Source organism: Gemmatimonadota bacterium (genome assembly GCA_009838845.1).
Taxonomy (GTDB): domain Bacteria; phylum Latescibacterota; class UBA2968; order UBA2968; family UBA2968; genus VXRD01.
On the sequence record VXRD01000132.1, the window covers coordinates 19757 to 27127 of the forward strand.

At 53.3% G+C, this 7371-nt stretch carries 6 protein-coding genes; all 6 read right to left on the bottom strand.

Annotated elements, in window-relative coordinates:
• Window positions 1-186: 186 nt before the first annotated feature.
• Complete coding sequence (locus F4Y39_18595) at window positions 187-1935, bottom strand: helix-hairpin-helix domain-containing protein (GenBank protein ID MYC15738.1); 1749 nt, start codon at window positions 1933-1935, stop codon at window positions 187-189.
• Window positions 1936-2108: 173 nt separating this feature from the next.
• Window positions 2109-3944, bottom strand: coding sequence for an ABC transporter substrate-binding protein (locus F4Y39_18600; protein ID MYC15739.1), 1836 nt, complete (start codon window positions 3942-3944; stop codon window positions 2109-2111).
• Window positions 3941-4423 carry a bifunctional nuclease family protein gene (locus F4Y39_18605; protein ID MYC15740.1) on the bottom strand — a complete coding sequence of 161 codons (483 nt, stop codon included), beginning with the start codon at window positions 4421-4423 and terminating at the stop codon, window positions 3941-3943. Before F4Y39_18605 ends, F4Y39_18600 begins: the two co-directional genes overlap by 4 nt.
• A 71-nt stretch (window positions 4424-4494) precedes the next feature.
• The gene (locus F4Y39_18610) at window positions 4495-5139 is read right to left on the bottom strand and encodes an O-methyltransferase (GenBank protein ID MYC15741.1); all 645 of its coding nucleotides are present in this window, start codon (window positions 5137-5139) and stop codon (window positions 4495-4497) included.
• A gap of 25 nt (window positions 5140-5164) precedes the next feature.
• Window positions 5165-6208 (bottom strand): Gfo/Idh/MocA family oxidoreductase, encoded by a 1044-nt coding sequence (locus tag F4Y39_18615; GenBank protein MYC15742.1) that lies wholly within the window; start codon window positions 6206-6208, stop codon window positions 5165-5167.
• 8 nt (window positions 6209-6216) lie between these two features.
• Window positions 6217-7209, bottom strand: a complete 993-nt coding sequence (locus F4Y39_18620; protein ID MYC15743.1) for a Gfo/Idh/MocA family oxidoreductase — start codon at window positions 7207-7209, stop codon at window positions 6217-6219.
• Window positions 7210-7371: the final 162 nt, after the last annotated feature.

The window sequence follows — 7371 nt, forward strand, 5'->3', positions numbered from 1 at the left end:
AAGGTGCCTGTACTAAATGGATGTGATATTGAGCACATGTGAAGTGATATCTTACCTGTGAGTTCCTCCTTTCTGTTGCGGGTTCGTGTTATTCTGTGCTCTAATCAGGTGCATGATAATATAAAAGCAGTTGATTGGTCAATAAAAAATAATAGGTAAGATAAGAGGAGAAAGGGGAGAAGGGAGCTAACGCTTGAGGTCGAGTTGTGCCGACCAGGAGGAGGTGCGGTGGTGGCTGTAGCGCGTTGATAGGCGGAAATGCGCGGTTGCCCAGGTGAGGCGCAGGCCGCGATTTGTGCCGTCTCCCGAGAGGGTGAGCAGGCGTATGCCGCCCCAAACATCGGGCTCGATGTCGTAGATACGCGCGTTGTAGGATGAGATTTTGTGGTGGGTGGCCCATAGTGCGAGGGAAAAGCCCGTTGATTTGCCGAGTTGAAGACGAAGTCCAGCTGCGTTTCCCGATGTACCGGCATATGCGCGCTGTAGCCATGCGGTCAGGGCGTGGTTGGGGCGTTTGTAGGCGAGCGAAAGGCGAAGGCTTTGGCGGGGTACGCGATTTGTAGCACTTCTGGCATCAGCGGTCAGGCGTACAGAAAAACCTCTGCTGAATCGGTGGGTAAAATTGAGCCGCAGGCGAGCGCCTCGTTCTGGTAGTGCGCTTTTCTCTGGCCTGAGCTGCCCATGACGGTCGAGGGCGATATCGAGGCGTTGGCGTTTTGATATGCGCCAGGTCAAGCCGAAGAATGCGCCCCATTCGTTGTTGGGGGGAGAGCTATAGGCGGCATAAGGTGCGCCGTGCAAGCTGTGGAAATTGGCGCCATAGCGTCTGCCAATGAGATGGAGACGCAGGGTGGGTGTTCCAGCGACGAGGCCGGTTATGAAAGCGCTGGGGGCGATTTCGCCAAATAGAGCGATGCGGTCGGCGCGGTAGAGGGCATTGAGACTGAATAACATGCCTGCCTGAGCTGTGCGCGGCACTGCGGATTCACCGGCTGTGTCAGACGCAACTGGATTGAAGGCCGTGTCGAGGATTGTCAGTCCAATGTTTTTTTGCGAGGAGCCAATGGCTATGTTTGCACCTGTGAGGCGTTCGCGGAGCGCGTTTTTGCGCGCTTGTGAGGTTTCGGTGTGGTGAAGGCCGCTGGTGTAGATACGCGTATCAGATCCAAAGGTCGCATCCCATGTCATTTGGCCATACATCAGGCTCCAGTGCAGGTGGGTGTGTGAGCCGCTCAGGTAAATGCCGCGCAGGGCACCGTGTTCTATGCTGGTGCGGTTGCCTGATCGCGTGGCAGTGCGGGCGCGTGCATAGCTCAGGCCAGTCGCGTTGCGGGTGCGGCGAGAAAAGAGCAGTCCTTGTCCCCATTCCGGACGCACGTCTCCTATGATGATGTTGACGCGGGAAAGGGGCAGGGCAATATAGCCAGTGACGTAATCGGTGATAATGGGTTCTTCCGGGTCGCGTTCTGTAAGAAAAAAGGCAAAGAGACGTGTGGGTGAAGCGATTTCGAGTCGTTGATAGAGACGCATGTCGCCAAAGCTATTGGCGCGTCTGGAAGGGCGCGAGACGCGGGATGTGTATTGTAAACGCCATGGGCGCGGAGGTGCGATGGACAGATAGGGCGCGATGAGGTCGATGTGCTCTGCCGATAAGCCCTGGACAGAGGCGAGTTCTTCGAGGGTGCGATAGGGGCGCCGGGCGATGATTTGCCGGGCGAGTTCTGGGGTGAGACCGGGCAGAATGAGCAGGTCTTTCTCACTTGCGCGGTTGAGCTCGAGACGTATGCCTTCGAGGTCGCGCAACAAGTCGTTATAAGCTTCGGCTTCGCCTTCGGTGTAGATGGCGGACGGTTGCGCGAATAGGAGCGCGGGAAGGCACAGAGTGAAAACAATGTGCCATGCGAGTGTGCGGATGTGAAAGATGTGTTCTGGCATTGGGCACGTTTGCGATATAAAGGTCTTAATTTACAGTAAGTTGCTTTATTTCTGCAATAGACCTTATGCAAACGGTATGCCAGAAGAAGTGAGAAGGGTGAAGTAAGAAGTTAGAAGGCCTCGTTCTACCACCTCAGGGCGGGTGCTTTTTCATCCTTTATCCTTCACACTTCCTACTTCTTATACGGTTCTATTCTGCCGTTGCGGATGGTGAGCATATACATCCAGGCATTTTCCCGATGGCCTTTGCCAAAGGATATTTGGCCGGTTGCACCGGGTATATCTGTGAGGGTTTCAAGGTGCTCTCGCAGGCGGTCTCGGGTGGTGCCGCCCGCGTTTATGCCGTGCAGGATGGATAGCATGGCATCGTATCCGAGGGCAGCAACGATATTCTGTTCTTTGCCAAAGCGCGAGCGGTAGGCGTTGACAAAATTTTGCACGGATTCAAGATGGCTCTGGTCGTAATATTTTGCGACAAAAATAGCACCATCGACGTAATTACCGCCATCGCGAGCCACTTCATCGTGGTTCCAGCCATCACTACCGAGCACCTGGGAAGAAACGAGGGCGGAATGAAATTGGGGGGCGATGAGTAAGATGTCTTCAGCGCCACCCGCAATGAGGATGCCGTCCAGGGCTTCGACAACTTCGAGTTGCACAGTGTCCGGATCAACTACGACGGGTGGGGGCGGAGCAACGCGTATGTTGCCGAGGATTAATGAGTCAATTGCCGAAGCGAGATCGTCGGGCGCTTGAAGTGCCAGTCCCGCGATGCGTATGCGTTCAAATTGGCGGCGATAATCCGTAGTGCCGGGTTCGTACCATTCTTGAATGAGCACTTCGGCACCGAGGTCTTCGGCTCTGGTGGCAAATTCGCGGGCGATGCTCTGGCCATAATCATCTCGAGATGCAAGTGAAGCCAGCGTTCGCAAACCCTGTTTATTCACGGCGTGTTCTGCAATGCGCCTGCCCTGTGCCCCTGGTGTTGCATTGACTTGAAAAACATAGGGACTGAGGGATGCAATGCCGTCGTCTGAGGCTGTTGGGGCCACCAGGGGCACTTTTTGGGCACTTAGCATAGTTGCAATAGGCGTGGTTACCGCGCTTGTGAGTGCGCCGATGATGGCGAGTACATCGCGTTCTTCAACAAGGCGCTGTACCGCGCGTGCTGCGCGAATGGGGTCGCCTGCGGAGTCTTCAAATATCAGTTCGACCTGGTCGTGAGATGCGAGTGGATTGCGGTCTCTCGCAAGTGTGATGCCGTTGCGGAGGTCTTCGCCGCTTGGGGTGTCCAATGGGGCGATGACGCCGATTTTATAGCGCGCCTTTTGGGGTTCTGGTTCCGGGGTAGGTTGGGACGAAGATATGAGGATTTGTCGCGCGAGCACAGCGAATTGCCCATTTGGATGGTGATCGAGAAAGAGAGTCAGGTATTTGTTGCCTTTTTCGAGGTCGTCGAGTTTGATGTGCCAGTGCGCTTTGCCAAAGGCAATGGCTTCGTCAATGATGGCGCGATTAAAATCTGTTTTCAAATTTTCGACCTCGCTATCAGGCAGTTTTTCGCTGCCCGATAGTTGGCTTAGGCGGTCGGCTGCACGCGCTTTGGTGCGTATGTCGGCGCGGCTGGTGAGTACGCGCGCATATTGTGTGGCGGCGTTGTAAATCTGGTGTTGGTGAAAATAACAGTCGCCAATGATCAGGTCGGTTTCAGATATGTATCGGCTGCGCGGGTAGTAATGTTGAAGCGCGATGGCTGCGGTCAGAGCCTGATCGTATGCTTTCAATTTGTAGTGCGATTTTGCCAGCATGAATCTCGCGGCAGAGGTGCGCTGATTGGGGGAGTGTTGTTCGATGAGTTCTATAAATCTATCCCGGGCGTCTGATAGATTATCTTGATTATAATGGGCAAGTGCGCGTTGGAAGAGGGTTTCCGCTTTCTGGCTGTATATCTCACCCGATATATGGGTAGAGAAGAGAAAGAGAAACAGGAGTGTGGATAATGTTTTCATTGAACAAAGTTGATAAAATCTTCTGGGTGCAGTTTTTGCAATCTCTGCTGAAGGAGCTCAGGAGGGTGTTTTTGGGACAGTTCGGTACTTTTTTTTATTACTTTTTCGTCAATGTAGATTGGCGCGTCAAATTTGAGTGCCATCAAGATCGCATCGCTGGGGCGCGCGTCGAGTTCCAATGGCGTTACATGGGAAGTGAGATGCAGTTGCGCGCGATAGACGTGGTCTATAATGTCTGTGATGAGCGCGTGTTGAACGCTGGCTTGCAGGTTTTTAATAACCGTTTTGATTAAATCGTGTGCAAATGGACGCGGCGGTTTGAAATTTTCGCCTGCGATATGAAGGGCAAGCGAGAACATTTCACCCATTTGAATCCATATTGGCACGCGGTGGTCGCCATCTTTTTGTTTCAGCATAACAACCGGCTCTTCGAATTGGCGGTCGATAAATATGCCTTCGATTTGGGCTTCATAGACCATGGACGCGACCTCTGTTCGTTTTTGAAAATATAAAAGAGGGCAGTGGAAGGGTCAAGGATCAGTTCTTAGATTTATTCCAAAACGAGTGAGACGGCGAGCCAGCCGCCTACGGGAATGATGTTGGAGATGAGCCGGGGGTGATTGGCAACACGGCGGTTGTAATCCTGTATGCCGCGGCGACCATCGCCTTCGGGCAGTGCGCGATGTGCATGTCCGTGTCCATTGGCATTGTCGGCGATGATGAGCCCGCCCGGTCGCGTATTTTCAAGGGCAAAGTCGAGATATTTGGGATAGCTTTCTTTGTCTGCGTCGATGAAGATGAGGTCAAAAGGCCCATCTTGCACTGCATCTTGCATGAGTTTTGTCCCGTCGCCGAGGCGTACATCTGTTCGGTCGGATAGTCCGGCTTTTTCGTAGTTGCGCCGCGTGACATCGGCGTGTTTGGGTTCAATTTCAAGGGTGATGAATTGCCCGTCTTCGGGCAGTGCACGGGCGAGCCATATCCCCGAATAACCTGCGAGCGCACCAAATTCGAGGATTTTTTTTGCGCCGATTGTCCTGGCGAGCAAATACAGGGTTTGCCCGGCTTCGGAGCTGACTGAGATTCGCGGAATACCCTGTTCGGCAGCATCGGGCATGATGTTTTTGAGCAAGTCGTCTTCGCGGGCGAAGACTTCCCGTTTGTATGTGTCGAGATCGGGATAGGATTGTTGCATTGAGTTATCCTTTCATTGCACGCTTTTAGAATGTGATTCTTCTTCCTTCTTTTGCCGATTGATATGCGCCGAGGATCATTTCAACGGAGACGCGCCCCTCTTCGGGGGAGACGCGTTCATTGCTCAGGCCGCGAATATAGTTGATAAATGGACGGGGTATGGCGGCGATGCGCTCGCCCTGCCCTTTGGGTATGTCCATTTTGAACTCGGTCCAGTGATCGTCACCGCGGCGGATGTATTTGAGTGGGACGGCGTCTTCTGATCGCGGCGCAGAGGTGGAGGGCGCGTCGCCGTAGTCCTGGATGATGGTTCCTTCGTCGCCGTAGATTTCAGTGGTGTTGACGCCTGCGGCAGTGGTGGAGCCGTTGAATAATATGCCCATCATGCCGGTTTCAAAACGGAAGATGGAGACGCCGTTATCGTCAGGTGCTGCATCTGTCACGATGTTGTCGATTTCGGCCATTACTGAGACGGGGCGACCAAAAATCCAGTAGAACCAGTCGGCGGCATGGGGGGCGTCGTCGAAGTACATTCCAATATTGGCAATGGGGTCGAGGTGCCATCTGGACGCGCCAGTGACAAAGTGGGGATTGAGCAGTACGGGGATACAATGTCTTCGGCGCACGACCGCGATATTACCAACTATGCCCTTGTCAACGAGTTCCTTAATTTTGCGGTTGACGGGGTCCTGCCGCATCTGAAAGGCCATGCTGAATTTGACGCCCGATTTATTTACGGCTTCGATGATGCGGTCGCAATCTTCAAGGGTGGTAGCCATGGGTTTTTGGAGCAGGATATTTTTGCCTGCCTGAGAGGCCACTATTGCGTATTCTGCGTGGCGGTTGGTCTCTATGCCGATCATGACGGTGTCGATATTTGGGTCGCTGAGTACGGCGTCTGCGGATGTGCGAAATTCCATGCCGAATTTTTCAGCGTTTTCGCGTCCGCGATCTTTGTTGTCGTCCCATGTGGCGATGAGTTCGACATCGTCAAAATGCTGCATTTGACCACAATATGTGTTGATGTGTCCGTGTGCGTGGCTGAGTACGCCAATATGAACCTTGTCCATAAATGCCCCTATTTTACGTAAACTACGGTTTCGGTGTCGAGCGACTCAATGGCTGCGGCAATGACTTTTTGTGCGGCGAGTCCTTCTTCGCCCGAGCCGTCGATGTCTTCGGGTGCAACTCCTTCGCTGACCTGGCGGAGAAATGTGCCGATGCGGTCGCGGAAGGTGTCAATAAAATCTCCAAATCCCCCAAAGGCAGGGTCTGTGTACACGGTTTTTTCGAGGTTGCCCGCCGGGTAGAGGGTGAGTTCGTGCCACATGTCATCGAGGACGAAACGGCCGCCTGTGCCGGCGACTTCGCAGCGTTCCATGGGGTGCCCGCGCGCGATGTCGTAACTGCCCGTGAGTGAGCCGACCACGCCATTTTTAAAACGCATGTTGAACTGTGCGGTGGACCATATTTGGCGCCCGGGTGCTTTGGTGGCGAAACAGTGAACCGCTTCTATATCGCCGCAGAAATAGCGCATGACGTCAATGGTGTGTGGGTGAAGTGCTTTGAGGTGATAATACGGCGAGCTTTCCGCCGGGTTCATGATCCACATCGCCATATTGATAAAGAGCAGATGGCCCAGGCGCCCTTCATTGACCCATTTTTTTGCAAGGCGAGCCGCAGGGGTAAAGCGGTGGTTGAGGTCAATGCCGTAGCAGATGCCCATTTCTCTGGCTTTGGCGACCATTTCTTCGCCGTGGGAAATATTATTTGAGATGGGTTTTTCGCCCAGGACGTGACAGCCAGCTTCGATGGCTTGTATGGTGGGCGCGTAGTGATCACTGCTGTATTCATAGCCACCTGTGGCTACGCTTACCACATCGGGTTTGAGTTCTTCAAGCATTTTTGGAACGTTGTAAAAAGCGGTGACGCCCAGGCGTTGTGCGGCCGCGTTGGCGCGGGTTTCGTCGATGTCGCATACGCCCACGAGATCGGATAGTGGATTTTCTATATAAATATCAGCGTGCCGGTTGCCAATTGGCCCCAGCCCGATGACGCATACACGTAGCATAATGGTACTCCATATTTGGGATTGGTGCTCAATCATCCAGTTTGGCAAGACGGGAGAGGATTATCTTTTTATTTAAGCATAAATTATTTTTCGTCAAGATGTTTGCGAGGCGGGGTACAACTTTGGCAGAAGCGCAATTTTTGGATTGCAATAAGGTATTTT

Excerpts from the sequence above, each read along its gene's own strand:
- F4Y39_18610 (MYC15741.1), bottom strand. The coding sequence starts at position 5,139 with ATGCAACAATCCTATCCCGATCTCGACACATACAAACGGGAAGTCTTC.
- F4Y39_18595 (MYC15738.1), bottom strand. The coding sequence starts at position 1,935 with ATGCCAGAACACATCTTTCACATCCGCACACTCGCATGGCACATTGTT.
- F4Y39_18605 (MYC15740.1), bottom strand. The coding sequence starts at position 4,423 with ATGGTCTATGAAGCCCAAATCGAAGGCATATTTATCGACCGCCAATTC.
- F4Y39_18615 (MYC15742.1), bottom strand. The coding sequence starts at position 6,208 with ATGGACAAGGTTCATATTGGCGTACTCAGCCACGCACACGGACACATC.
- F4Y39_18620 (MYC15743.1), bottom strand. The coding sequence starts at position 7,209 with ATGCTACGTGTATGCGTCATCGGGCTGGGGCCAATTGGCAACCGGCAC.
- F4Y39_18600 (MYC15739.1), bottom strand. The coding sequence starts at position 3,944 with ATGAAAACATTATCCACACTCCTGTTTCTCTTTCTCTTCTCTACCCAT.